The organism is Promicromonospora sukumoe 327MFSha3.1, assembly GCF_000385135.1.
Taxonomy (GTDB): Bacteria; Actinomycetota; Actinomycetes; order Actinomycetales; family Cellulomonadaceae; genus Promicromonospora; species Promicromonospora sukumoe_B.
The window spans coordinates 653,934-679,495 of the sequence record NZ_ARQM01000010.1 but is presented as its reverse complement, the minus strand read 5'-3'; the positions used below and the strand labels follow the sequence as shown (position 1 = coordinate 679,495).

Annotated in this window: 18 protein-coding genes; 8 read left to right on the top strand and 10 right to left on the bottom strand. The window is 73.6% G+C overall.

All coding sequences use genetic code 11. The features are described from left to right. From H291_RS0106770 to H291_RS34470, 3 genes are all read left to right on the top strand, one after another. Window positions 1-570 (top strand): DUF222 domain-containing protein, encoded by a 570-nt coding sequence (locus H291_RS0106770; protein WP_020014221.1) that lies wholly within the window; start codon window positions 1-3, stop codon window positions 568-570. Between the two features lie 121 nt (window positions 571-691). Continuing rightward, complete coding sequence (locus H291_RS34105; RefSeq protein WP_026365484.1) at window positions 692-1,009, top strand: DUF222 domain-containing protein; 318 nt, start codon at window positions 692-694, stop codon at window positions 1,007-1,009. Window positions 1,010-1,323: 314 nt separating this feature from the next. Then, window positions 1,324-1,743 (top strand): HNH endonuclease signature motif containing protein, encoded by a 420-nt coding sequence (locus H291_RS34470; RefSeq protein WP_232216000.1) that lies wholly within the window; start codon window positions 1,324-1,326, stop codon window positions 1,741-1,743. 343 nt (window positions 1,744-2,086) lie between these two features. Here the strand turns inward: H291_RS34470 and H291_RS0106755 are convergent, their stop codons facing one another. The 7 genes from H291_RS0106755 to H291_RS28990 form a co-directional block, all read right to left on the bottom strand. Then, a complete protein-coding gene (locus H291_RS0106755; protein ID WP_026365483.1) occupies window positions 2,087-4,192 on the bottom strand; it encodes a hypothetical protein in 2,106 nt (701 codons plus the stop codon). Continuing rightward, window positions 4,189-5,577, bottom strand: coding sequence for a VWA domain-containing protein (locus H291_RS0106750; protein WP_020014219.1), 1,389 nt, complete (start codon window positions 5,575-5,577; stop codon window positions 4,189-4,191). The genes H291_RS0106755 and H291_RS0106750 overlap by 4 nt, the downstream gene beginning before the upstream one ends. Further along, entirely contained in the window at window positions 5,574-9,065 is a 3,492-nt protein-coding gene (locus H291_RS32325) for a DUF5682 family protein (protein ID WP_157236753.1), read from the bottom strand. The genes H291_RS0106750 and H291_RS32325 overlap by 4 nt, the downstream gene beginning before the upstream one ends. Further along, entirely contained in the window at window positions 9,062-10,210 is a 1,149-nt protein-coding gene (locus H291_RS0106740) for an ATP-binding protein (protein WP_020014217.1), read from the bottom strand. The genes H291_RS32325 and H291_RS0106740 overlap by 4 nt, the downstream gene beginning before the upstream one ends. 146 nt (window positions 10,211-10,356) lie before the next feature. Next, window positions 10,357-14,232 (bottom strand): DUF4132 domain-containing protein, encoded by a 3,876-nt coding sequence (locus H291_RS0106735; protein ID WP_020014216.1) that lies wholly within the window; start codon window positions 14,230-14,232, stop codon window positions 10,357-10,359. Between the two features lie 224 nt (window positions 14,233-14,456). Then, window positions 14,457-15,932, bottom strand: a complete 1,476-nt coding sequence (gene aspS / locus H291_RS0106730) for an aspartate--tRNA(Asn) ligase (protein ID WP_020014215.1) — start codon at window positions 15,930-15,932, stop codon at window positions 14,457-14,459. Window positions 15,933-16,245: 313 nt separating this feature from the next. Beyond that, window positions 16,246-17,226, bottom strand: coding sequence for an alpha/beta fold hydrolase (locus H291_RS28990; protein ID WP_232215999.1), 981 nt, complete (start codon window positions 17,224-17,226; stop codon window positions 16,246-16,248). A 169-nt stretch (window positions 17,227-17,395) separates the two neighbouring features. Between H291_RS28990 and H291_RS0106720 the strand changes: the two genes are divergently transcribed. Continuing rightward, window positions 17,396-18,052 carry a biliverdin-producing heme oxygenase gene (locus H291_RS0106720; protein WP_020014213.1) on the top strand — a complete coding sequence of 219 codons (657 nt, stop codon included), beginning with the start codon at window positions 17,396-17,398 and terminating at the stop codon, window positions 18,050-18,052. Between the two features lie 125 nt (window positions 18,053-18,177). Beyond that, window positions 18,178-19,914: an L-aspartate oxidase gene (locus tag H291_RS0106715; protein WP_020014212.1), complete on the top strand. Its 1,737-nt coding sequence runs from the start codon at window positions 18,178-18,180 to the stop codon at window positions 19,912-19,914. Between the two features lie 68 nt (window positions 19,915-19,982). Here H291_RS0106715 and H291_RS0106710 read toward each other — a convergent pair whose 3' ends face one another. Then, a complete protein-coding gene (locus H291_RS0106710) occupies window positions 19,983-20,675 on the bottom strand; it encodes a cytochrome b/b6 domain-containing protein (protein WP_020014211.1) in 693 nt (230 codons plus the stop codon). After that, entirely contained in the window at window positions 20,662-21,138 is a 477-nt protein-coding gene (locus H291_RS0106705; RefSeq protein WP_157236751.1) for a hypothetical protein, read from the bottom strand. Before H291_RS0106705 ends, H291_RS0106710 begins: the two co-directional genes overlap by 14 nt. 215 nt (window positions 21,139-21,353) lie before the next feature. Between H291_RS0106705 and H291_RS0106700 the strand changes: the two genes are divergently transcribed. Beyond that, the gene (locus H291_RS0106700) at window positions 21,354-21,917 is read left to right on the top strand and encodes an RNA polymerase sigma factor (RefSeq protein WP_026365480.1); all 564 of its coding nucleotides are present in this window, start codon (window positions 21,354-21,356) and stop codon (window positions 21,915-21,917) included. Further along, window positions 21,914-22,939, top strand: a complete 1,026-nt coding sequence (locus tag H291_RS32320; RefSeq protein ID WP_157236750.1) for a zf-HC2 domain-containing protein — start codon at window positions 21,914-21,916, stop codon at window positions 22,937-22,939. Before H291_RS0106700 ends, H291_RS32320 begins: the two co-directional genes overlap by 4 nt. 86 nt (window positions 22,940-23,025) lie before the next feature. Here H291_RS32320 and H291_RS0106690 read toward each other — a convergent pair whose 3' ends face one another. Then, window positions 23,026-24,045, bottom strand: coding sequence for a LacI family DNA-binding transcriptional regulator (locus H291_RS0106690; protein ID WP_020014207.1), 1,020 nt, complete (start codon window positions 24,043-24,045; stop codon window positions 23,026-23,028). Window positions 24,046-24,293: 248 nt separating this feature from the next. Here H291_RS0106690 and H291_RS0106685 point away from each other — a divergent pair, with 248 nt between their 5' ends. After that, entirely contained in the window at window positions 24,294-25,556 is a 1,263-nt protein-coding gene (locus H291_RS0106685; RefSeq protein ID WP_026365478.1) for a sugar ABC transporter substrate-binding protein, read from the top strand. The last annotated feature ends 6 nt before the right edge of the window (window positions 25,557-25,562 follow it).

Genomic DNA, 25,562 nt, shown 5'->3' with positions numbered 1-25,562 from the left:
ATGGTGCTGGCACAGCCGAGCACGACGAGCGCCGGGGCGCGCTCGCTCGAGGAGATCGTCACGGACCTCCAGGTACTCACACGGGAGCTGGTCGGCGTCGCCGGCCCGGGTGCGCTGGACGACACCCTGCCGGGCGGGACGTCCGGGATCACCAGCCGCCTGACGGCGGCATCGCCCCTGCTGCGCGCGGTGTGCTCGCAGCTGGAGGTGCTCCGGATGACCTGGCTGCCACGGATCGAGGCGGACGGCAGCTGGGCGCTCGACGGTTCACGGACGTTCCGGGTCTGGCTCGCCCGCCGAGAGAAGGTCACCATGCGCACGGCGAGCCGAGACGTGCTGACCGGTGAGCGGCTTCTCGAGCACCTTCCGGCCACGCTCGCCGCCGCCCTGAGCGGACGGATCGGGATGGACCAGGTGCGGGCGATGGTCGACGTCGGCCCGACGTCGGACGACAGGCGCAAGGCACTGGTGAGCCCGGTCGACGCGACGCCCGGTGGACACGGCGAGGGCGACCCCGTGGACGACGGCGCCAAAGCCACTGCGGACGGCACCGACGGTTCGGCCGGCTGACGCCGGCGAACCGACCGGGCCGGCTGATGGGGACACGGCTGGCGATGGCGCGGGGGCACTGGTTCACGCGCCGACCGGGGAGGAACTGCTCCTGGATCTGGCCGACCAGCATGGCCCGCTCGTGTTCCGCCGGCTGGTGGACCGGTTCGCCCGCGTCGCCGACCCGGAGTCCGACGAGCGCGGGTACAAGCGGGCCTCGGAGCGTGAGCACCTCGACGTGGCCAAGACCTTCGGCGGCTATCACGTCGACGGATTTCTCACCGACGAGCATGGTGAGGCCCTGCGCACCGCGTTGGACTCGGTGATGGGCACCCCGACGCCGGGCGACGACCGCACCCCCACGCAGCGACGTGCTCAGGCGCTTGCCGACCTTGCCCGCACCGAGCTCGACAACGGCCACACCGGTACAGGCGGGCCGTACGACCGCACGTCACCGTGACCGTGTCGTGGAGGGAGCTCACTCGCCTGACCGGTCGATCCGGTGCGCCTGGCAGCGACCTCGGCGCACGGACGATTGATGGTGGCGGTTACGGTGAGAGCCCCAGCAGCAGCACCAGCGCTAGCGGGGACAGTGGAAGCGACAGTGGAAGCGACAGCGACAGCGGGGCCAGCGCGGCTGATGGCGGACGCGGGGTCGACCGTAACTACGCGTCGGACCGGCGCCGGCCCAAGGACCTGCCGGGGAACGACGGCACGCCGAGCCTGACCGACGTCACCGCGGCGCCCGCGAGATTCGGCATCTCCACATCGCTCGTGCCGACGAGCACCCTGCGGCGTCTGCTCTGCGACGCCGCGGTGAGCCGGGTGGTCTTCGGGCCGGACAGCCAGGTGCTTGATGTCGGTCGGGCACAGCGCACGGTCACCGGGCAGATGCGCCGGGCCGTGATCGCCCGCGACAAACATTGCGTCTACGTCGACTGCACGCAGCCACCAGCGCGCTGCGAGGTCCACCACGCCGAACGCCACTGGGCCGACGGCGGAGAGACCAGCGTGCGCAACGCGGCCTTGCTGTGCTGGCACCACCACGACCTGGTCGACCGAACCAACGTCACGATGCGGTGGACCGGGAACCCGGACGGCGCCCGCCACTCCGGCTGGACACTCGTCGACCGGCACGGGCGCGAGCTCACACCGACAGGTACCCCGCGCGGTGCGGCGGGGAGGCGAACATGAACCGGCCGGTCGAGCCGGACCAGCACCGACCAAGCTAGAGCGAGCCGGTAGGGCTGGTCCGGTTCGGTCAGGACCACTCGGTCAGGACCACTCGGTCAGGGCCGTTCGGTCAGGGCCGTTCGATGAGGGCCGGGCCAGACCGGGCCAGCCGAGCCAGTCGGGCAGGCCGGACCGGCCGAGCCAGTCGGGCAGGCCTGTCCGGTCAGGTCAGGTCGGGCCGGTCGGGCCGGTCAGGTCAGGTCAGGTCGGGTCAGGCCAGTCGAGCTGAGCCGGCCGCACCGGACCAGGCCGGTCGGGCCGAGCCAGGCCAGGCGGGCCGGGCCCGTCCGCCCGGCCCACCGGATCAGCCCGCCACGTCTGCCACCGCTCGCGCTCGGCCCACCACGAACGCGGCGTGCAGCACCGCGGGCGGAGTCAGGTCGCCGGCCAGCAGACCCTGGGCCGTACGCTCCAGGGTCGTGAGGCCAAGGTCCCGGGCCAGGGTGCGCGCCTGCTCGATGTCGGACCGCTGCCGTGTCGTGAGCGCTGGCCGACCTGTCGCGGCAGCGGCCAGCAGGACGTCGCCCAGCAGCAACGTCACGCGGCGCACCGGGGCCGGTGGGGCCGGCGCCGGACGCACCGTCTTGGCCGAGGACGCCTGAGCCTTGAGCTTTCGCAGCCGCCGGCGCCAGAAGTCCCAGTAGCTGCTCTCGAGCGACCACGCGGGGGTGATCGTAGGGCTGACCAGCCTGATCGCCCCCTTCTTGTCGCGCACGAAGAGGCCGACCGGCTCGTCCCGTTCCTCGCGGCGCTCGATCGTCACCGCGACCAGCTTGGACCGGACCGACAGCAGCGTCTGGACCGCCTGCTCGCCCGCGACCGGCAGTCGCAGCAACCGGGCGTCGCCCTCCGAGGTGACAACAGAAAGCGTCAGCTCCTGCCGCACCTCGTCGATGCCGACCTCGCCGACGTCGCGCACCAGCACCAGCCGGACGTTGGCGGGACGGCGTCCGAACCCGACGACGTCGCGCGGCTGTACCCCCGCGCCGGTGCGCTCCGCGATCACGCGGAGCTCGTCGAGGTCGAACCCGTCGCCCTCCAGGCGCTGGTGCACCGGGGTACCGCCGGCGCCGAGGCTGCCGTCCGGCTTGGTGCGCACCCTGGTCAGGGCGAACGCGCCCTCGCACAGCGTGCTCAGGGACCTGTTCCACAACAGCGGGCTGGTCCAGCTGCGCTGGAACCGCGGGTCGGTGCCCGAGGGGCGCCCCGTCACGGCCTGACGCACCTGGCCGGAGTCGAGCACGGAGTGCGCACCTGATTCGGTTTCGGCGTCCCAGCCCAGGTAGGCCAGACCGCGCGAACCGCTCTGCGAGGTCCACCACCGGGCCCCGAGCGGCACCCAGCGCGCGATGTCCGCCTCATCGTCGGCGTCCTTGCCCTTGCCCTTGCCCTTGCCGGACGCGGTGGTGCCGACCGGGCCGGCGCCAGTACCGCCAGCGTCACCACCGCCGGCACCAGCACTGCCGGAACCAGCACTGCCGGCACCAGCACCGCCGGCACCGGTTCCGGCAGCGGCCGGGTCCGTCGCCCGCTCCAGCACCTCGCACATCGCCCAGACCTCGGCGAGGACGTCGAGCAGGTCGGACTCGGTGACGGCGTCGTCGCGACCGGCAAGGCCCGCGACCATGCCTCCGGCGACCTTGACGAGGCTGTGGAACCGCACGTTGCCGACCCGCTCGGGCGCGACCTGGTCGAACCCGGCGACCCGCACCCGGCCGGCCAGCGCGGTCAGCGACTCGGCGTCGTCGGAGCCGAGGTGGGACAGGCCACCCGACATGAGCCGTCCGACGACGTCGCGCACCTCCGCGAGCGCCTCCCGGCGGCGCTTGAGCACTGCCGGGGTCGGGCCGCGCTTCGCCGACATCTCAGAACCTGCGGCCGTCGCTCCGGAACCAACCGATCCGTACCCGGCCGAAGCTCCCGGTGCACCGAGAGCAGCAGGGGCACCGGGAGCGGCAGGAACACCGGGAGCACCGACGCCGGGCTCCCCCGAATCGCCGGGCTCCGCGCTCGCCCCCGCCGACCTGGGCACCGACTGCGCCACGACCGACGTCGAACCGGCCTGCCCCGCACCAGACGGCGCCGCACCAGTCTGTGCCGCACCAGACTGCCCCGCACCGACGGGCGGCGCCTCGGGCGCGACCCCGACCGCCCACAGGCAGGCGGTCAGCACGTGCTGGCACACGCCCGCCGTCGGGCAGTCGCACGAGACCGCCGCGGGACCGCGGCCGTCCACGCGGACGGTCACCCCGGACACGTCGAGGACCGCGCCCTTGGCGTCGTGCGACACCTCGGTCACGGTGTCCTTGCGGGCGCGACGCAGGAGGCCCGGGTTGCCGAGCGCCTTGAGCGCGTCATCGTCCAGGCCGGCGTACGGCGCCGCCCAGGCGTAGGTCTGCTTCTCGCTCACGAGAGCACCTCCCCCAGCCACTCGGCGAATCGTTCGGGCGTCAGGGCGGCGACCTCCATGCCGCACTCGGCCAGGTGCCGGGCCGTGCCCTGGTCGTAGACGGGCTCCGCCGCCTCGTCCAGGGCGGCGAGCCCGAGCATGGTGACGCCGGAGGAAGCCATCCGCCGCACCGTCGTCAGCAGGCTGGACACCGATCCGCCCTCGTAGAAGTCGCTCACCAGCGCCACGACGGTCCGGGACGGGTTGCGGACCTGCTGCTCGGCGTGCCGCACAGCGCGCGCGATGTCGGTGCCGCCGCCGAGCTGCGCGGTCATCAGCACCTCGACGGGGTCGGCGGCCAGGTGCGACATGTCCACCACCGAGGTGTCGAACAGGTAGAGCTGCACGTTGATGCCGGGCAGGCCCGACAGGATCCCCGCGCACACCGCGGAGTACAGCAGCGAGGGCGCCATCGATCCCGACTGGTCGACCAGCAGGATGACGTCCCAGGTCAGGGTGCGCTTGGCCCGCGCGGAGAAGCGGACGTCCTGCACCATCATCCGGCCGTCCGCGTCGACCCGGCCGAGGTTGGCGCGGAGGGTGCGCTTCCAGTCGAAGTTCCGCGCGACGCGGTGCATCGAGCGGCGCGACCGGTCGATGCGGCCGTTGACCGCGGTGGTGAACCGCGGCCGTAGCCGCTTCACGACGTCGTCGACGACCCGGCGGATGATTCGGCGCAGGCCGGTCGCGGCCTGGTCGTTCAGGGCGCCGCGCACCTGCAGCATCGCGACCGCGAGCTCGCGCGACGGCTCGAGGGTCTCGAGGGCGGTCTCGTCCTGCAGCAGCTCGGTGAGGCCGTACCGGCTCACGGCGTCGACCTGCATGCGCTCGAAGGTCTCGCGCGGGAACAGGCTGCCGGCCTCGTTGAGCCAGCCGAGCGCGGTGACGTCGACGCCGTGCGGCTGGGAACCGCCCAGCCCCGCACCGCCGCCGCTGCGCCCGCCGCCCTCGCCGCCTGGTCCATCCCGGCCGACGCGGTGCCCGCGGGCCGTGTACTCGCGGTCGTACAGGTACCGCAGGGACCGCTCCAGCCCCTGGTCCTGCTGCCCCACCTGCAGCTCGTCGGCGGCGTACCGGCCCAGGACCAGGCGCCAGCGACGGGCGGCCTCGTCGTCCGATACCGCCAGTCCCGCTGCCAACCCGGCTGGCGGCGACACCGACGTCGGGGAAGCGGACGTCGGGGAGGCGGACGTCGGGGATACGGGACCCGATCCGCTGCCGGACCCGGGGTCGACGGCGGAACCGAACTCGGAACCGGACTCGGAGCCGGACTGGGAGCCGGGCTCAGGGCGGGTCGCTGACGCGTCCACCACCGGATCGGACTGCGTCCGATCGATCGTGCTCATGCTTCTCCTCCTGCCGGGGTGGTGCCCACGGCACTCTCCATGTCAGTTGCGGCGGCTTCAGTTGCAGCGGCGTCAGTTCCGGGGGCGTCACTTCCTGGGGCGTCACTTCCTGGGGTGCCAGCTCCGGAGGCGTCAGTTCCGGCGACCCAGTGGGCCAGACCGTCCCGCTCCAGCACCGCCGCCAGCTCGCGGTCCAGGGCCAGGCCGGTGACGAGGTCCTCCTCGGACAGCGCGACCCGCACGTCCACCTGGTCGACCCGCGCTCCCGTCCGCTCCGCGACCCGCTTGGCCAGCCGGTGCGTCTCGGTGGGGCGCAGCCACGTGAAGGCCCGCCGCAGGTCGGGCAGCACCGCCAGGAACGCGCCGCCCTCCAGCGTGCGCAAGGCTTCGTCGACGGCGTCGAACATCTCCGGGGTGTGCAGGATCAGGTCCGGCGCCGCCCGCATGACGCCGCCCAGGAACCGCACGGCGGCGCCTGGGTCGGCGCCCGCGGCCAGGGCCCCACGCACCCGCGTGACCAGGACGTCGTCGGCCACCTCACCGTCCGTGAAGCCAAGGGCGAGAAGGGCGCCGGCCACCGCTGGGGCGGTGTTCTCGTCGTCGCGCAGTCGTGCCAGCTCGCGTGCGACGGCGAGGCGGTTCACCGCGCCGACCGTTGCCCAGTCGGCGCCGGCGGCTGCCTTGCCAACGGCTGCACCGTCGGCGGCTGCACCGTCGGCAGTCGCATCGCCAACGGCTGCATCATCAGCGACTGGATTGCCTGCCACAGCGCCGCTCGCCGCAGCGCTGTCAGCCAGTACGCCGCCAGCCGGCACGCCGTCAGCCAACGTGTCGTCGGCCGCCGCCGCGTCGCGCAGGAGGGAACGCAGGCCGATCAGGGTGCCGATCGCGGCGTCCTCGTCCTCGGCGCGCACCTTGCCCAGGTCGTTGACCAGGTAGGCGGCCGTGGCAAGCGCCTGGCTCACGAGGTCGAGCAGCTCGCCCGCGTACTCTTCGGCGCCCAGCTCGACCCGCGCCTCCCACAGGCCGAGCAGCCGGCGCGCGCCCGAGACGACGGAGTCGACGTCGCGGTCGGTGTCCAGGGTGACGCGCAGCAGGGAGACGATCCGCGGCAGGTGCGAGCCCATGCCGATCACCAGCGCCTGCGCGACGAGCCGGGCGAGAGCGTCGACCGACGCGGACCCGGTACCGGACACAGACCCCGTCGCCGAACCCGTTCCGGAGGCAGCCCCCGACCCTGCGCCCGACCCCGCTCCGGCGCCCGACAGTCGTGCCTCCGCCTCGGTCAGCCGGGCGACGGCGACGGCCTCCAGCGTGGCGCCGAGGTGCACCATCTCCACGAGACGCGCCTCGACGAGCGGCGTCCAGCAGTACTGCCACTCCTCCGTGATCAGGCCGAGGCCTCGGCCGGCCACGTGGTCGGGCCCCGAGACGAGCTGTCCGAAGCCGGCCCCGACGAAGTCGAGCAGGGCCAGCACCTGACGCTTGGCCCGATGCGACGCCGTGCGGCGCGCGTCCAGGCGGGCCGTGCGCGGGAGCGAGTCGTCGACGACGAGCCGAACCGCGCGCACCCGCTCGCGCACGTCGCGCACGAGCGGCGGGGACGCGCTACCCGGCGGCACCTCGCCGAGCGCCCGCCCGCCGAACACCTCCGCGATCGCCAGTCCCAGCGGGCGTTCGGGCTCACCCGGCCCGCCGACGCCGCCGTCGTCCTGCACGTAGCACGAACGCATCGCGTCGAGCAGGTCGGTGCGACCCGCGAAGGCCCGCTCGCGCAGGTCCGCGAGCCGGGTGGCCGACTCGGCTGCGGCGCTGACCTGCGGCAGGCTCACCGCGTGGCCCCGTTCGACGGCGCCGCGGGCGACGTCGACCAGGATCTCGGCGGCGAGCGCGCGGGCGCCGACCGGTCCGGAGGCCACGGCAGCGCTGGTCACGCCGGCAACAGCACCGGTCGCGGCACCGGGGACGGAGTCGGGCACAGCACGTGCCGCCGCCGACTTGCGGCCCTTCCGGCCGGGCGCCTTGCCGGCAGCACCGCCGACAGCGCCGACGACAGCGCCGCCGGCCGCGCCAACATCACCACCGCCGGCCGTGCCAACGACAGCGGCGTCGCGCACGCCACCGTCGAGCGCGCCACCGACGAACACACCGCGGACCGCGAGCTCCCGGAGGTGTGCCGCGTGCAGGCGCTCGTAGTAGCCCGGCGAGGGCATGCCCGCGCCGTATCCGCGGAGACCGTCGAGCCGTTCGTGGTCGTACCGCACGAGCCACGCCTCGCCCTCCGCGACCGGGCCGAAGCCGCCCTCCGGCTGGCGGTCGCGCACCGGGGCGCCCTCCGCCGCGCCGGACAGCGCCTCCACCAGCGCGAGCGTGTGGAAGGCGCCGGTCACCACGAGCACCGGCCCGCTCGCCGCGCCCGCGACCTCGGTCGCGACCTCGGCCGTAACCTCGGCCGCGGCCTCGGCGACGCGAGCGGCCATGCGCGCCTCTCGGTCCAGGGAACCGTCGGCGGCGAGCACGCCCTCCTCGTAGTCGAGACGCGCGAGCGCCGCCCACGCGAAGACGTCGTCGAAGACGGCCCGCCAGTCGGCCAGCTCGGCGCTCGACCGCGACTCGAACAGGTGGTCCCAGACCTCGTCGTGGTCCCGGCACCCGAGCCGGCGCGCGAGCGCGGCGACCGCCTCGGAGTGCGCCAGGTACCGCTCGGACATCAGCGTGCGCGCGAAGGGATCGGGCTCGGCATCGGCCCCTCCGGCGCCCGAACCGCCACCGTTCGGACCAGCACCATTCGGACCAGCACCGTTCGGACCAGCACCGTTCGGACCAGCACCGTTGGGTCCGGACCCTCCAGTACCGGACCCGCCCGGCCCCGGCCCACCCCGCCCGGACACAGCGCGCTCCGCCGCCGACCGCTCGCCGAAGGACCGGTCGATGAACCGGAGCTCGGCGCCGACGTCGCGCCCCGCGTGCAGGGCCACCCACTCCGGGGAGAAGGAGGCGAGCGGGTAGAAGCCGGAGCCGCCGCCGGACTCGGAGTCCTCCGCCGACGAACCGGACCCGGAGCCGCCGAGGCTCAGCACCGCGATCGGCGGTCGCGTCGCCTCGTGCAGCAGGTCCGGGATGAGCCGCGTGAACTCCTCGGGCCCCTCGATGAGGACGGCCGCCGGCCGCAGCTCCTCGATCGCGGCGCGCACCGCCACGGCGCACGCCGGGCTGTGGTGCCGCACCGGCGCGAAGTAGACGCCGCGGTCGGCACGCAGCCCGCCGACGGCGTCCGCGGCCGCACGCAGGCGCTGAGGAGCCGCCTCCCAGACGGCATCGGCGCGCCGGCGGTCCCCGACGGCGCCCGCGCGTGCGGCACCGGCCCCACCAGCAGACACCGCTCCGCCGTACGTCACCGCTCCGCCGTACGTCACCGCTCCGCCGTACGTCACTGCTCCGCCGTCCGGCGCCGCGCCGACGCCCGCCGCCGCGCCCCCGCCCGTCACCGCCACAGCGGCTCTGCCGCGGTGAAGAACGCCTTCCAGCGCGCGTCGGTCCGGGCGCGCTCGCGCACCACGTTGTCGACGTAGTGCCGCAGCCGACGCGCGTCCTCCTCCTCGCCCTTGAGCGCAACGCCGGCGACCTGCCGCGCGACCTCGGCCGCGGTCACGGTGCCGTCGCCCAGGTACCGGGCCTCCAGCGACGCCGCGACGGCGACGTTGACGGCCTCGGCCGTCGACATGACCGTCTCCGGCCGCTTGACCGGCGCGCCCTCGCGGGTGCTGCCCGTGCGCAGGTCCTGGAACACGGTGACCAGCACCTCGAGCACGTCGCGCGGGACCTCGGGCCGGTCGCCCTCAGGGCCGAGCTCGGCCGCGAGCTGACGCTGCACCAGCTCGATCTCGAACGCCCGGTCCCGCACCGGGGCCACGGTCTCGAAGCTGAACCGGCGCTTGAGGGCGGCCGACATCTCGTGGACGCCGCGGTCCTTCAGGTTCGCGGTCGCGATCACGGTGAACCCCGGTCGGGCCGCGACCCGCGCGTCGGGGCCGAGCTCGGGGACCATGAGCTGCTTCTCCGACAGGATCGATACGAGCGTGTCCTGGATCTCCGGGGCGCAGCGCGTGATCTCCTCGAAGCGCACGACGCGGCCCTCGCGCATGCCGGTGCAGATCGGCGACGGCACCAGCGACCGCTCGCTCGGCCCCTCGGACACGAGCAGCGCGTAGTTCCAGGAGTACCGCACGTGGTCCTCGGTGGTGCCCGCGGTGCCCTGCACCGTCAGGGTCGAGCTGCCCGACACCGCCGCCGACAGCAGCTCCGACAGCATCGACTTGGCCGTGCCCGGCTCGCCCACGAGCATCAGGCCCTGGCGCCCCATCAGGGAGACGACGGCGCGGTCCACCAGCGGGTCGTCGCCGTAGAACTTGCGGCTCACGCCGAGCTCGTCGGAGCCGACGACGAACGCCCGCACGGCCCGCGGGCTGAGCCGCCAGCCCGGAGGAAGCTCGTGCCCGCGCTCGGAGTCCCAGGCGGCCAGCGTCGCCAGCTCGGCGGCGTAGCGGACCTCTGCGGGCGGGCGGATCTCGTCGTTTCCGGCAGTCGTTCCTGCCGTCGCGGTGGTGTCCGGGAGGGTGGTTTCGGTGGTCATGACGTCCTTCTGTGCTCACAGCGAGTGATGACGCAACGGCCCAGGTCAGGGCGTTGCGGTCGGCGTGCGGGTAGCGGGGGCCACTGACACGCCTGTCGGGTCCGGTGCCGGCTCCGTGCGGGGAGCCGGCACCGGACCACCGAGCCTCAGTACTGGCTCTTCTTCTCCCAGTCCGCGTCGAACGCGCCGCCCTCGGCGACGTTCACGTAGTCCCGGTAGGACACCGCGAGCAGCACCTTGGGCACGTCCTTGATCGCGAGCCGGCCCCGGTCGTCCCAGGTGCCGGTGCGGCGGAACACGAGGTGCTCCACGGCGGCGGTGATGTTCTCCTCGGGCAGGAACGCGCCGGTGAACTCGATCTCGACCGTGAGGTCGAGCGTCGGGTACTCCTTGCGGTAGGCGGAGAACCAGCCGGCGTCCTCGGCCTGCGACCTCGAGTAGCCGAGCTTCGTGGCGCGCCCCCGGATCGTGAACGAGTCGCTGAGCCAGCCCCGGCGGGTGTCGATCAGGGTGGCGGTGTCCGGCAGGTCGGGCAGCGCGCCGGCGGCGTCCTCTCCGTCGACCGCGGCGTCGGCGCCCAGGCCCTGGTCGAAGAGCGGCGTGATCTCGTAGTCACCGAGGTGAGCACGCCAGGCGGGCGTACCGGTCTCCTCGTCGTCCCCGAGGGTGGCCGCGTGCACCAGCGACACGAGCGCGTCGTCCGGCAGGGTCACGTCCTCGTCGTCGACGCCGATCAGCGCACCGCCGTCGCCCGGCCGGAACGTCACGGTCCCCGCGCCCGACCCGGCGCCCGCGGCAGCCGACCCGGCAGCCGATCCAGCCCCAGGCACCTCCGCGGCCCACACCAGGCGCGCGGCGAGGCGCGACATCAGCGGGTGGCCCAGCACGAACTCGCGCCAGTCGGCGAACGTCCAGGTGCGACCGGTGACCATGGCCTCGGCGAACCGCTGGGTCTGGAGCGCCACCACGGCCTTCAGCTCGGCGCGCGACTCCTTGAGCTGGCGCTTGGCCTCGGCGTACACCTCGTCGTCGTCCGACGCGCGCTTGGCCGGCAGGGCCTTGACGACCTTGCCCGCGGGGTTGCGCAGCTCGAGCGTGAACGCCTCGGTGATGCGGCCGGTGACCACCCGTGCCTCGGCCTCGTCCCCGGCGGCGGGTCCGCCCAGGTCGAGGCGCAGGATGCCGTCGTCGTCGAACCCGGCGGTCTGCACCGTGCGGTCGGCGAGCTGGTCGCCGTCCCAGCCGTTGCGGTCCGCGATGTCCTGGGCCAGCATGCCGGCCGTCTCCTGGACGGTGCGCTGCTTGAAGCGCCGCGAGACCGCGAGCAGCTGCTGCACCGCGGCGCGGTCGCCGTTGGCGGCCAGGGCCCGCATGAGGTACTCGGCCTGGGCGCGACGGCCCTTGTGCGCGGTGAAGTAGTGCTGGGCCGTGGTCGCGAGCCCGGACCCGGGCATCCCGACGGTCAGCGCGAGCAGGCCCTTCTCCTGCGTGGCAGACCCGAGGTAGGTGGCCTGGTCCTCGCGGTAGAGCCGCTTCCAGAAGTCCTCGACGGTCTGGCCCGCCTGGTCGGCGTAGTACTCGGGGTAGCGCTTGATCGCGGACTGGAGGCCGTCCCACCGGGACTGCGCGTACTGGTCGGCGTACTCGCGGGAGTGCTCGACCGAGGGGTTGCGCGTGTCCTGGGCGACCCAGGCGCGCAGCACGAACGAGCCGAGCGCGGCCTGCGAGGCGGGGTCCAGGAGCCCGACGTACCGGGCGATCAGGCCCTCGCCGCTGGGCGACTTCAGCTTGGTCGCGAGCACGGCCCACCAGCGCACGACGTCGCGGGGCACGACGTCGCCCGCCCCGCCAGCACCAGCAGCCCACCGGACCTCGGGCAGCTGCTCGAACGGGAACCAGTCCAGGCTCGCCGGGACCTTGGCCTTGAGCCCCTTGGCGGCCTCGGCCTGCAGTACCTCGGGCGCGAGGTCGGCCGAGATGTCGTCGCCGAGCGTCTCCAGCGCCGAGAGCAGCGCCGCCCGCGCCGCCTCGCGCCGCTCCTTCTTCAGGGCGGCGCGCAGGGCCGGGACCGCCGCGGCGTCGCCGATACGGCCGAGCCAGGCCGCGGCCGACGCCCGCACCTCGCTCTTGGTGTCCGCGAGCGCCTGCTCGGCCAGGGGCCGGGCGCCGGTGTGGGCCTCGAGCACGTGCTGCGCGGTGATGCGGTGGGTCTTGCCCGCGCCGAGCGCGAGCGCGGTGAGGTTGGGCAGCAGCAGCGGGGGCACCACGGGGAACTGGCGCAGCACGTCGAGCGCCCTGCCGACGCGGTCGCTGCCGCCCTCGCCCGACTGGAGCGTGCGCTCCAGGAGCTGCGGCCGCTCGGCGAACCACGGCCAGGACACGGTCGTCGGGATCTCCTCCTGCCCCCACCAGCGGTTGAGCACGAGCTCGGTGATGAGCTCCTCGGGCTCCTTGATCTGCACGCGTTCCAGGGCGTCCTGCAGCTGGCGCAGGTCGGTGAGCTCGTCGAGGTGGCCGCGCAGGGCCCACAGCAGGTTGTTGTTGCCGTTGCCCCGGTGCGAGAGCGCCTGGAGCCGGATGTGGAGCATGAGGCCCTGCCCGGCGAACGGGTCACGACGGCGCTCGGTGAGCCACTGGACCAGGGCCGACGCGTGGTACTTGCCCTTGACCGGCGTCTGGCCGGACAGGTGTCCGGGCAGCGCGTCGAGGTCCTTGTCGGTGATCTTCTGCAGCCGGTCGAGGTTGCTCTGGGCGGACCGCAGAGCCCAGTCCTTGGCGTTGCCCGAGGAGCGCTTCTTCATCTCGGCGAGGTTCGTGCGCGCCTCGACGGTCGCCTTCTCGACGTCGGCGCGGAGCTGGGCCAGCCAGGCGGCGTCGAGCGCGACGTCGGGCAGCGGCGCCCACTCCGGGAGCTCGATGACGACGTCCTCGGTGGGCGTCTCCAGCGCGCGGGAGCGCTCGACGGTCTGCTCCAGCAGCTTGACGCGGGCGCTCTGCCCGTTGGCGATCTTGCCGTTCTCGTCGCGCAGCGGGACGAGGGCCGCCTCGCACGCGGCGATGCCGCCGTCCAGGGCGGCGAGCCGGGTCACGGCCTCGGCGAGGCGGCCGGACGGCGCCGTGGCCAGGTGCGGCGCGAGCAGCTCGACCTGCTGGTCGTCGGGCAGGCTCGCGAGGTACTTGAGCGCGGCGGCGCGCACACCCTTGGCGGGGTCGACGGCGAGGGCCGCGACGATCCGCGCGAAGTCGTCGCTCGCGGCCTCCTGCGTGGAGACGCGCTTGCCGATGCGGTCGAGCACCTCCTCCTTGCCGGCGGCGCCCACCGTGTGGACGACGTCGGCCAGCAGGCTGGCGTGCCGGGCGACGTACTCGTCGAACCCGAGGGACTTCAGGATCCCCTCGCGGGCGTCGGAGTACCAGGAGCGCCCCTTCGCGGAGCGGTGCGCGATGCCCACCAGGACGACGCGCGGGGCGTCCTCTGCCGGGACGCCGCCCTCGATCGCGGCCTCCTCGAACGTGGACGGCGTCCAGCGCGTGCGCGTCGCCTGGTCGCCGGAGCCGGACCGGCTGCGCTTCGGCGTGCCGATGTGGCCGATGTCGTGCAGCAGGAGGGAGAGCCACTCGGGCACGCCCGGGATCTCGACGGTCTCGGTGATCTGCGCCAGCACCCGGCCGAGGCGGACGACCTGCGGCATCGCGCCGACCGCGTAGACGCGGCGGCGGCCGTTGAGGCCCTTCTCCTTGGTCCAGTTCTTGTGGTGGGCGGCGACCTTCTTCTCCTCGTCGGGCGAGACCCAGCTCGACCAGTAGCTCGAGCGGCCCGGCTCGTCGAGGAGCTTGTCGATCTCGCCCGTGCTGGCGGACGCCAGGCTCGTCAAGATCTCCGGCGTCGTGCCCTGCAGCACGTAACCCACCGCGTCCTCGTACGAACCGGTGCCGAGCAGCGACAACGGTGCGAGCGCATCCGCCACGCCTCGCGCCGTCTCGTCGCCGCCCCGCACCCGGTCCATCAGCTCCTGCAGCATCTCGCCCCATCACGTCGTCGTCGGCCATCGGGGCAGAGCTCGCCCCTGAAATGTGTTGCTTTCAGCAGCACGCGCCACAAGTTACTGGTGGCCTCTGACACACCCGCGTGCCCGGCCGGACGACGGACAGGACGCCCGGGTGAAACGTCCGGCCGATCGCCCGGAACCACCCGGGTCGACCGGCCGGACGCACGCCGGACGGACGCCGGACGCTACGGCAGCCGCTACGGAACGAGCCGGTGCAGGTCCCGCGGGAACGGTGTCACCTCGCGGACGTTGGCCGCCCCCACCAGCCGCGCCACCCAGCGCTCCAGCCCGATCGCGAACCCGCCGTGGGGCGGCATCCCGTGCCGGAACGCCTCCAGGTAGGTCGCGTACGACGCCGGGTCCTCGCCGCGGGCCTCGATCGCCGCCACGTAGTCGGCGTACCGGTGCAGGCGCTGGCCGCCCGTGACCAGCTCCAGCCCGCGGAACAGCAGGTCGAAGCTGTTGCTCCACCGGCTCTCCCCCGTCGTCTCGTGAGCGGGTTCAGGGTGCGTGTAGAACGGCCGCTTGGCCATGGGGTAGCCCTCGACGGCGACGAAGTCCGACCCGTGCTCGGCCAACGCCCACTCCCCCAGGGCCCGCTCGTGCTCGGGCGCGAGGTCGGGCTCGTCGGCGGGCGCGCCGACCAGCTCCAGGGCGTCGGCGAAGTGCAGCACCGGGAACTCGTCCGGAACCTGCGGCACCTCCACGCCGAGCCGGTCGGCCGCCCCGGACGCGCGGACGGCGTCCGCCATCCCGGCCAGCACGTCGCGGAGCACGGCGAGCACGTCGCGGTGGTCGCGCACGAACCCGAGCTCGACGTCCAGCGAGCGGTACTCGGCGAGGTGCCGCACCGTGTCGTGCGGCTCGGCCCGGAACACCGGACCCACCTCGTAGACCCGCTCGAAGACGCCGACCATCTGCTGCTTGTAGAACTGCGGCGACTGCGCGAGGTAGGCGGGCCGGCCGAAGTAGTCGACGGGGAACACGTTCGCCCCCGACTCCGTGGCCGTGCCGACCAGCTTGGGCGTGCAGACCTCGGTGAAGCCCGCCGCGTCCAACGTGGCGCGGAACCCGCGCAGGCTCGCGGCCGCGACCTCCCAGCGCGCCTTCTGCGCCGGATGCCGCCAGGCGACGGCGGCGTGGTCGAGCAGCGTGGGCAGCGCGGCCGTCAGGGCGGGCCGCCACAGCTCGACCGGCGGGGTCTCCGCCGGGTCGGTGAGGGGCGTGATCAGCGGGTTCGCGCCGTCCGCCCCGGTCACCTCGACCCCGCCGGGCGCCTGCGGGTTGGCGGTGACCGTGCCGGTCACCTCGACGGTCGTCTCCTCCGGCGGCACGACCGGCACCGCTGGCCCGTCCGGCTGCACGTTCGGCACCTTGTCCGACGTCGCGGGCCCGGCGCCGGTGCGCACCACGACCTGGGCGAGCCCGGTGCGGTCGCGCAGCACCAGGAACGTCACCGTGGCGAGCTCGCGACGCCGGTGCACCCAGCCCTGCAGCCGCACCCTCGACCCGGGCGGGACGCCCGGCAGGTCACGGGCGAGCACGCGGGCCGGTTCGACGGCGCCGGATTCGTGGACGCCGGACTGGTGGGCGCCAGTTTCGAGAACGTCGGCCTCGGAGCCGCCGGTCTCGAGGTCCCGGACCTCGGACGCGGACGTGCTCGGGGACGACAAAGGGGACGGCAAAGGTGGTCTCATCATTCCTCCAGAAGGCGCAGGCCCTGGAGGAGCGGGCGGGGGCTAGGTCGCGGTGCCACCACTCCTTTGCCGGGAAGCCCCGGCCTCTCGTCGGTACGCCGCACGCGCGGGTGGGCGGCTGCCCGGCGCACCGGGCGGAGGTTTGTCAGGCCTCCCGCTCACCACCGCACACGCTATGCCCGACGGCGCCCGCCGCGCCACCACGATGCGGAAACGAGCCCGACCGCGTGGTCGGCAGAACGTCAGGTGTTCGGCAGCTCGGATTGCCGATCACCTGACGTCCTGCCGATCACCCGACGCGGGCCCCGGGCCCCGACGCCGAGCCGCGGGACGCGGCGAGCCACTCGCGGACCGCCTGGCCGACCGCGGCGTCGTCCTCCAGGGGCACGAGGTGACCGAGCCCGGGGAAGGCGACCACCTCGGGGTCGCCGGGCAGCGCCTCGCGGAGCCGGGCGGCCTGCTCGAACGGGATCCACGGGTCGGCGTCGGCCCAGCCGACGCGGACCGGGCAGCGCACCTCACCGAGCCGGCGCACGACCGGCGCGGTGTGCTCGGGCGAGAGCTGCGCGATCTGGTGGTAGAACGCCGCCTGGCCCACGCCGTCGAGCCACGGTTCGGCGAGCATGCCGACGACGTCGTCCGGCAGCCCGTGGTTGGCGGCACCGGCGATGTACTCGCGCACCAGGGCGCCGTGCAGCGGGCCGGGCACGGCCGCGAACACGGCCTCGTTCTCGGCCACGAGGCGGAAGAACGGCGAGCCCCAGGGGTCCAGCGTGACGATGTCGAGCAGGAACAGGCTCGCGACGTCGGCGTCCTCCAGGAGGTGGGCGCCGAGGGCGACCGCTCCCCCGATGTCGTGCGCCACGACGTGCGGCCGGTCCAGCGGCCGGTCCAGCGACCGGTCGACCGCCCAGTGCCGCAGGAGCGCGGCCAGGCGCCGGCGCTGGGTCACGAGGTCGACGGCGACGTCGGGCCCCTTGGGCGAGGCGCCGTAGCCGGGCATGTCCCACAGGAAGACGCGGTACTCCTGGCTCAGGGCGCGGGCCACGGGCGCCCACACCCGCGCGGACCAGGGCGTGCCGTGGCACAGCACGACGTCGCCCGCCGGTTCGCGGCCGGCCGGCTCCAGCACCCAGGTGGCGACGCGCTCGCCCTGCCCTCGGAAGTCACCGCCCCCGGGACCAGGGCCGAGATCCAGCTCGACGACGACGGGCTCCGGCAGCTCGGAAGTAGTGAGAGAGGCAGCGACAGAGGCAGCGGCTGTCGTCACGGCTGATGTCAGAGGCTGTGCAGATGACATCGCTCGACCGTACCGAAACCGCCGTCGGGCACCCTCCAAAGTCACCCATAGGAAGGTTAGGCTGGCCTTACTTCTGTTGCTATGATCCCGTCGTGATGACACATTGTCAGCACGTCAGAACTGCGTCGGAGGAGACCACGTGAGCCTGCCCGCCGAGGAATTCGCCCCAGTCCCCCTGTCGGCCGTGCTCCGTCAGGGCACCCGAGACGCCCACGCCGGCGCCAACTCAGAGCAGTTCATCGAGGAGCTCCTGTCCGGCGCGCTGACCCGGGAGGCCCACGCCGACCTGACGGCCCAGCTCCTGCCGGTCTACGAGGCGCTGGAGGAGGCGAGCGCCGCCCTGGGCGACGACCACCGCGGCGCCGGCCTCGTCTTCACCGAGCTCGCCCGCGTCCCGGCGCTCGAACGGGACCTGGCCTTCCTGTACGGCCCCGGATGGCGCGAGGAGATCCGCATCCTGCCGGCCACCCACGCGTACGCGGACCACGTCCGCGAGGTCGGCGGCAGCCTGCCGCACTACACCGCGCACTCCTACACGCGGTACCTGGGCGACCTGTCCGGCGGGCAGATCGTCAAGCGCATGATGAAGGAGCACTACGGCCTGGACGAGGAGGGTGTCGCCTTCTACACCTTCCCCGACATCCCGAAGGTGAAGGTCTTCAAGGACGCCTACCGGCACCAGCTCGACCTGCTCGACCTGGACGACGACGAGGTCGCCGCGACGCTGGCCGAGACGCACCTCGCGTTCAAGCTGAACCGCGCGGTCTTCACGGAGCTGGCCGCCGTCCACTGCTGACCGCCCCTGCGTGTCAGATGCTCGCGCACGGGGTTCTGACGCCTCTTCGTCCGACATGTCACAACGTCTGACTTGTCACAGCTCAGAGGGGTCACAACCCGGCGGTCTGCGGTGTCAACTCGAGTATGGACACCATCGAACGGCGCATCTCCACCACCGCACTGGTCATCGGCACCGGGGGCTCCGGCCTGCGGGCCGCGATCGAGCTCGCCGAACAGGGGGTGGACGTCCTGGCGCTGGGCAAGCGGCCCCGCATGGACGCCCACACCTCGCTCGCCGCGGGCGGCATCAACGCGGCTCTCGGCACGATGGACGCGGAGGACAGCTGGCAGCAGCACGCCGCCGACACCATCAAGGAGAGCTACTTCCTGGCCAACCCGCACACGGCCGAGATCGTCGCGCGGGGCGCCGCCCAGGGCATCGCCGACCTGGAGCGGTACGGCATGGCCTTCGCCCGGGAGGAGGACGGCCGCATCTCCCAGCGGTTCTTCGGCGCGCACACCTACCGCCGCACCGCGTTCGCGGGCGACTACACGGGCCTCGAGATCCAGCGGTCCCTGGTCAACCGGGCGACGCAGCTCGACATCCCGATCCTGGACTCGGTCTACGTCACCCGGATCCTGACGCACGACGGCGCCGTCTTCGGCGCCTACGGCTTCGACCTCACCGACGGCACGCCGTACCTGATCCACGCCGACGCCGTGATCCTCGCGGCGGGCGGGCACAACCGGATCTGGCGGCGCACGTCCTCGCGCCGCGACGAGAACACCGGCGACTCGTTCCGCCTGGCCGTCGAGGCGGGCGCGCGCCTGCGCGACCCGGAGCTGGTGCAGTTCCACCCCTCGGGCATCCTGGAGCCCGAGAACGCCGCGGGCACCCTGGTCTCCGAGGCGGCGCGCGGTGAGGGCGGCATCCTGCGCAACGCGCTGGGCGAGCGGTTCATGGAGAAGTACGACCCCGAGCGCATGGAGCTGTCCACCCGCGACCGCGTGGCCCTGGCCGCGTACACCGAGATCAAGGAGGGGCGCGGCACCGAGAAGGGCGGCGTCTGGCTCGACGTCTCGCACCTGCCGCGGGAGACGATCATGACGCGCCTGCCGCGCGTCTACCAGACGATGCTCGAGCTGCAGATGCTCGACATCACCACCGACCCGATCGAGATCGCGCCCACCGCGCACTACTCGATGGGCGGCGTCTGGGTGCGGCCCGAGGACCACAGCACCGAGGTGAACGGCCTGTACGCGATCGGTGAGGCGTCCAGCGGCCTGCACGGCGCCAACCGCCTGGGCGGCAACTCGCTGATCGAGCTGCTGGTCTTCGGCCGCCTCGTCGGCCGCGCCGCCGCGGCCTACTCCGCGGGCCTGGAGGCCCAGCTCCGCTCGCACGACGCCGAGGCCCGTGCCCGCGCCGAGGTGGCCGACCTGCTGGCCGCCGACGGCACCGAGAACGTACGTGCCCTGCAGCGCGCCGTGCGCAACACGATGACCGAGCACGCCGGCGTCGTCCGGGACGAGGAGGGGCTGCTCGCGGGCCTCAAGGAGCTGGCGGAGATCGAGGAACGCGCCACGCACGTCGGCGTGCACCCGGACATCGCGGGCTACCAGGACCTCGCCCACGCCTTCGACCTCAAGGCGTCCCTCATCGCGGCGCGGGCCACGCTGGAGGCCGCGCTCGAGCGGCGCGAGACCCGCGGCTGCCACAACCGCAGCGACTACCCGGACCTGGACCCGAACCTGCAGGTGAACCTGGTCTGGTCGCCGACCACAGGCATCGTCCGCGAGGAGATCCCCGCCGTCCCGGAGGAGATCGCCGCCCTGATCGCGGCCCAGGAGGTCTCGACGGCGGGCAAGCTCGTCGAGTGACCGGCCCACGGCTCGGTTGAGCGGACCTCGGCCCTTTTCGAGACTCGGAGAGGGCCGAGGTCCCGCGCTCAGCGGAGGTGGCGGGGGTCGTGGGTGTCGCCCGTCGCGCGCTCCGTCCAGCCCGGCCAGACGCGCTGCGCGTCGCGCGGGTGCAGCTTGCCACCCAGGTGCATCGCCCGCCACACCCCGCGGTATCCGGGCAGGATGCCGGACGCGATGATCACGTGCCCGACGACGACCGGGGTCACCACGTACGTCGACCACCGGTGGATCTGGGCGAACCACACGAACGCCGGCCCGCCGCTGACCAGCACGAGCCCGATCCCGGACCCGATCAGGGCCAGCAGCGTGACGACGAGCACGAGGTTGGCGACCCGCTGCCCCGGGTCGAACCGACCCTCGTGCCGGCCGAACCGGCCCGTCAGGATCGCGGCCGGCCAGCGCCGGAACCACGCGCCGTCGCCCCGCTGGAACCGGACGGTCTCGCGCCAGAAGACGCGCCATCCGCGCGCGCCGACGACGGCGGTGAGCGCCGTGAGTCCCGCGAGCACCCAGCCGGCCACGGTGTGCACCTCGGTGTCCGGGACCCCCGTGACCTGGGCGATGAAGCTCGGGCTGCCCTCGTTGCCGAGCAGCAGCCACCACCCGGTGATCAGCAGCACGACGACGGACAGGTACACGCCGGCATGGAACCAGCGGGCGGCCCGCGGGTTGCGCTCGACGGTGCCGCCGGCGACGTCGAGCTGCTCAGTAGGACTCACCGCTGTCTCCCGTGCTGCCGTCCATGCTGCCGCCGGACCCCACGGTCACGTTGACCTGGGTCTCCACCCCGGCCGCGGAGTGGTCGGCGTTGCGCAGCGACGCGTCGATCTCGTGGTCGCCTGCGGGCAGGTCGGTGATCTCGACGCTGTTGCCTTCGACGACCTGGTACTCCTGGTCGTTGCCGTCGAAGAACACGTGGACGTGGTCCTTGCCAGTGTCGGGCGCACCAAGCTCCTCGCTGGACTTGAGCTCGACCGTGAACGGTGTCTCGACCGTGGCGCCGTCGGCCGGGGACGTGATCTCGAGGGTCATGCCGCCCCCGCCCCCGGATCCGCCCGAGTCGGTCGAACCACCACCACCGCCGTAACCGCCCCCGGTGCCGCCGTTGCTGCCGCAACCCGCCATGAGCAGGACCGCCAGCCCCGCGCCGGCGGCGAGCCTCGCTCCTCGTAGTCTGGACATGGTTGTCTCCTTGGTCCCGGGTCTCCCCGGGGTCGGTCCGGACGTCGTCGGCGGCGCCCGTCACCAGTCCCTACGTGGCGGGGCGCCCGGCGGATCTCTCGCCCCGCGGACTCGTCACGAACTTCGGCCGGCACGAGATCGGCCCGGTCCGGATCGGCCGGCACGAGATCTGTCCTGCAGAGATCCGTACGCGGGTCACGCACGTAGGAATGGGCATGACGGCATCGGACGAGGCGCTCCTCGCCGGCATGGCCGCGGACGACCAGGACGCGGCCGCCGTCTTCGTGCGCCGGCACCAGGCGCGGGTCTACGGGCTCGCGCTGTTCGTCGTCGGCATCCCGGCGGTCGCGGAGGAGGTGGCGCAGGAGACCTTCGTCCGGGCGTGGCGGCACGCCGACGGGTTCGACCCCCGGCGCGGGCGCGCGACGACGTGGCTGCTCGCGATCGCCCGGCACGCCGCGATCGACGTGCTCCGGGTGCGCCGTGACGTGCCCGTGGACCCGGTGATCATGGCGGAGCGGGTCACGGCGCAGGCGGTCGGCGACCCCGACCGGCTCGCGGACCAGGTGGCGACCGGCACCACGGTGGACGCCGCGTTGTCCCACGTGCCCCGCGAGCAGGCGACGGCGGTGGTGCTCGCGTCGGTGTTCGGGCTCAGCGGCGCCGAGATCGCGGAGCGCACCGGGGTCCCCCTCGGGACGGCGAAGACCCGCATCCGGCTCGGGCTGCGGCACCTGCGGGACGAGCTGGCGAGCAGCCGGGAGGTGGATCGACCATGAACTCGCGCGACAGGAGCGGGGACGGGGACCGGAGCGGGGACATGTACGGCACCGACCGCTGCGCCGAGCTGCGCGACGCGCTCACCGAGGTGGCGCTGGGGGTCGCCGACGGCACCACGCGCGGCGAGGTGATGGCACACCTGGCCACGTGCGACCGCTGCCGGGACGAGCTGTCGTCGCTGTCCGCGGCCGCGGACGAGCTGCTCCTCCTGGTCCCGGAGCGTGAGCCCGCTGCCGGTTTCGAGGGCCGCGTGCTGGACCGGCTCACGCCGAGCCCGACCAGATCAGCCGAGGAGGCTGGGGCTGCCGGAGAGGCTGGGCTCGCCGAGGCCCCCCGGTCCGCACCAGCGGCCGGGGCTGCCGGAGCCAGAGGCCCCGCAACCGTCCGCCGACACCGGGTACGCCGCGCGGCGCTCGCCGGCGTCGCCGCGGCGGGACTGCTCGTGGCGGGCGGCGCGGTGGTGTGGACCGTCACGGCGCCGGACCGCGAGCTGGCCGCGAGCTACCGCACCACCCTCGACACGGCGGGCGGCCACTACCTTGCCGCAGCGGACCTTGTCGCGGAGGGCCCGGCGAGCGGCAGCACAACGGGAGAGAGCACAGCGGGAGACGGCACAGCGAGCTCTGTCGGCACCGTCTTCCTCTACGACGGCGACCCCTCCTGGGCCTACGTGGTGGTCCGCGACGCCGGCGCCGCGGCCGGCTACGACGTCACGGCGCTCGTCGCGGCCGGCGGGACCCGCCGCACCGACACGGGCACAGCCGCCCCCTACGGCCGGGGAGTCCACGCGACGGAACCTGGCCACACGACCTTCGACCGCAGGAACTCCGACGCCGGGACCCCACCCGGAGCAGGCACGCCCGGCAGCGCCGAGACCCGGGAGAGCGCGCTGGGGTCGTGCATCGTGACGACGGGCACCTGCTCGGCGGGCGGCGTGCTCGACGTGCCCGTCCGCGACGTCCGTTCCGTACGGCTCACCGCCCCGGACGGCACGACCTGGGCCACGGCGTCCCTCCCCTGACCCACAGCACGAGCACCAGCACCAGCACCAGCGGAAGCGCCCGGCCCCCGACCCAGCCCAGCCGAGCCCGGCCACCAAGCCCCACCTCACTCCGCCCCGCGCACCACCAGCCGCGGCTCCACCAGCACGTAGGCCGCGTCCTGCCCGGCCTCCCGCTGCAGCACGACGTTCCCCGTCGGCCCCATCAGCAGGTCCAGCACCCCGGCCGCGACCTGCTCGGGCAGCTGCTCCACGCTGCTGATCCCCAGCGCCTCGGCGGCCGGCGTGTTGTCGAAGCCGACCACCGGCAGCCCCGGCCGGCCCAGGGCCGTCGCCGCGAGGTGGGCGCCGATCGCCAGGGAGTCGCTCACGCAGACGACGCCGTCCACGGGATCGTCCGCGAGCACCGACCCGACCAGCTCGCGCGCCAGGCCCACGCTGTCCTCGGTGTGCCAGCGAGGTCCGGTGTGCCCGGCGTCGGACATCGCCTCGCTCCAGCCGCGGGCGCGGTCGTCGCCGGTCCCGGAGCCCTCGGGCCAGCCGAGGAACGCGATGCGGGGTCCGGCCTGGTCGAGCAGGTGCTTCGTCGCGGCGCGGGTGCCGGCGGCGCCGTCGACGTCGGCCCACGGGTGCGCGGGCGCGCCGTCGTCGTCGGAACGCCAGGGGCGGCCGAAGGAGACGAACGGCACGTCGCGCTCCTGCAGCCAGGTGGTGCGCGTGTCCTCGTGGGAGGTGCCGGTCAGGACGACGGCGTCGATCTCGCCTCCGTCGACGAGGTCGCCGATGCGGTCGATCTCCTCGGCGGGCGTGCGGGCGGCGTAGAGCAGCACGCGCATGCCGCGCTCGCTGGCGCGTTCGGTCAGGGCGTGCACGAACCGGTCGAGCACGACGCCGGAGATGCCGCCCGCGTACGGGTCCAGGCGCACGCCGATGGTGGAGCTGCGCCGGGTGCGCAGGCGGCGCGCGGCGGCGTGCGGGCGGTAGCCGAGCTCGACGATGGCACGCTGGACGCGCTCACGGGTGGGGCCGCGCACGATGTCCGGGGAGTTCAGGACGTTGGAGACGGTCTGCCGCGAGACGCCGGCCGCACGGGCGACGTCCTCGACGGTAGGCGCCTTCGCCATCATGCCCCTCCCCTGTTCAACCCTGTCGATACGAATCCGGTCGGAAACCAACCTTCCGGAGACCGGCCCTGCCGGAACCAGTCCTGCCGAACCACGCCTGTCGTGAATGTTCGGAATCGTCATCCTAGGTGGCACATCCCGTCACCCGTCCACCTTGACATCGCGCTCGGCGCCTCCTTAGTGTCCTGCCCAGCATAATTTGATCGTTCAAACTTCGTCACCACCACGTGCCTCATCAAGGGAGAAGAGACATGACAAGGCCCATCTCACGACACCTCGCCGGCGCGGGCGCCGTCCTGGTGGCCGGTGCGCTCGTGCTCACCGGCTGCGGCGGTTCCGGCTTCGCCGACGGGCCCGCGGCGCAGGACGACGCCGCCGCCGACTCGCTCACCAGCTCCGACGACCCGCTGTCGATCCTCATCGGCAGCTCCGGCGACGCCGAGACCGACGCGGTCACCGAGGCGGTCGCCGCCTGGTCCGAGGAGTCCGGGGTCGAGGCGGAGGTGCAGGTCGCCAGCGACCTGCCCCAGCAGCTCTCGCAGGGCTTCGCGGCCGGCTCCCCGCCGGACCTGTTCTACCTGGCGCCCGAGGCGATCGCCGGCTACGCCGACAACGGCTCGCTCCAGGCCTACGGCGACCTGCTGGCGAACAAGGACGACTTCTACCCGTCGCTCGTGGAGAACTTCACCGTCGACGACACGTTCTACTGCGCCCCCAAGGACTTCTCGACGCTCGGCCTGGTCATCAACACCCAGCTCTGGGCGGACGCCGGCCTGACCGACGCCGACGTCCCCACCACGTGGGACGAGCTCGCGGCCGTGGCCAAGACCCTGACCACCGACGACCAGGTGGGTCTGTCGTTCGGCGCGGAGTACCAGCGCGTCGGCACCTTCATGGCGCAGGCGGGCGGTGGCCTGGTGGTCGACGGCGCCCCGGTCGCCGACAGCGCGGGCAGCGTCGAGGGCCTGGAGTACGTGCAGAGCCACCTCGAGGACGGCACGTTCGCCTACGCGGCCGACGTCGGCGCCGGCTGGGGCGGCGAGGCCCTCGGCAAGGGGCTGGCCGCGATGGTCATCGAGGGCAACTGGGTCACCGGCGCGCTGACGAACGACTTCCCGGACGTCGAGTACACGGTGGCCGAGCTGCCCGCCGGTCCCGCCGGCCCCGGCACGCTGCAGTTCACCAACTGCTGGGGCATGGCCGCCGACAGCCCCAACCAGGAGGCCGCGCTGAGCCTGGTGGAGCATCTGACGAGCACCGAGCAGCAGCTCGCGTTCTCCGAGGCGTTCGGCCCGATGCCGTCGATCGAGTCGGCCGCCGCCGACTGGACGAGCGCCAACCCCGACCTGACCGCGTTCCTGGACGGCGCCGCGTACGCGCAGTTCCCGCCGAACTGGGCCGGCGCCACCGACGTCATCACGGACCTGAACTCCCAGCTGGAGTCGCTGAAGACCGGTGACGTCGCCACGATCCTCGGCACCGCGCAGTCGAACCTCGAAGCGATCGCCGAGTAGCACGCC

Bases quoted from the DNA above. Each gene is read 5' to 3' on its own strand.
- H291_RS0106735 (WP_020014216.1), bottom strand. From the start codon at position 14,232: ATGCTGCAGGAGCTGATGGACCGGGTGCGGGGCGGCGACGAGACGGCG.
- H291_RS32320 (WP_157236750.1), top strand. From the start codon at position 21,914: ATGAACTCGCGCGACAGGAGCGGGGACGGGGACCGGAGCGGGGACATG.
- H291_RS0106705 (WP_157236751.1), bottom strand. From the start codon at position 21,138: ATGTCCAGACTACGAGGAGCGAGGCTCGCCGCCGGCGCGGGGCTGGCG.
- H291_RS0106770 (WP_020014221.1), top strand. From the start codon at position 1: ATGGTGCTGGCACAGCCGAGCACGACGAGCGCCGGGGCGCGCTCGCTC.
- H291_RS0106690 (WP_020014207.1), bottom strand. From the start codon at position 24,045: ATGATGGCGAAGGCGCCTACCGTCGAGGACGTCGCCCGTGCGGCCGGC.
- H291_RS0106740 (WP_020014217.1), bottom strand. From the start codon at position 10,210: ATGACCACCGAAACCACCCTCCCGGACACCACCGCGACGGCAGGAACG.
- H291_RS0106750 (WP_020014219.1), bottom strand. From the start codon at position 5,577: ATGAGCACGATCGATCGGACGCAGTCCGATCCGGTGGTGGACGCGTCA.
- H291_RS0106685 (WP_026365478.1), top strand. From the start codon at position 24,294: ATGACAAGGCCCATCTCACGACACCTCGCCGGCGCGGGCGCCGTCCTG.
- H291_RS0106700 (WP_026365480.1), top strand. From the start codon at position 21,354: ATGACGGCATCGGACGAGGCGCTCCTCGCCGGCATGGCCGCGGACGAC.
- H291_RS0106715 (WP_020014212.1), top strand. From the start codon at position 18,178: ATGGACACCATCGAACGGCGCATCTCCACCACCGCACTGGTCATCGGC.